The sequence below is a fragment of the Clostridium boliviensis genome, from assembly GCF_033342255.1.
Lineage (GTDB): Bacteria > Bacillota > Clostridia > Lachnospirales > Lachnospiraceae > Lacrimispora > Lacrimispora boliviensis.
In genome coordinates this window covers 1-464 of sequence record NZ_JAWONS010000132.1, presented here as the reverse complement: position 1 = coordinate 464, position 464 = coordinate 1, and the positions used below count along the sequence as shown (strand labels likewise).

General features: G+C 56.9%; 1 protein-coding gene. It reads right to left on the bottom strand.

Going from position 1 to position 464, the window contains the following annotated elements; translation table 11 throughout:
* On the bottom strand, window positions 1-464 hold a 464-nt coding region (locus RZO55_RS08985; protein ID WP_318063942.1), incomplete at both ends, for an AAA-type ATPase lid domain-containing protein.

Sequence of the window (464 nt, the reverse complement as noted above, 5' to 3'; positions counted from 1 at the left end):
TTCGGCATCGCTTCTTCGCTTCCATCAGGATCTGCTTTTCCACTTCGGCCAGGATCGCCGGAAGCGTCCGGTCGCCGTTGAACAGTGCGGAGAAATTCTCCTCGGGTTGCCGCATCTTCTCGGGCAAATCCCTCATGCGGATGACCCGCTCCTCCACCGTCACCACCAACCGTTCCATCAGGTTCTCCAATTCCCGGACATTTCCCGGCCACGAATACTTCAGCAGACCCTCCACCGCCCCAGCGTCCAACTCCTTCTCCCGCCGATACTTCCTCCGGTATTTGTCCAAAAAATGGCGGATCAGCGGCAAAATATCCTCCTGTCGTTCACGGAGGGGCGGAATGGTGATCGGAACCACATTGAGTCGAAAATACAGGTCCTCCCGGAAACGTCCTTCCCTCACCAGATTTTCCAGGTTTCGATTGGTGGCGGCGATCAGACGGAAATCCGATTCCTGTGGCCGG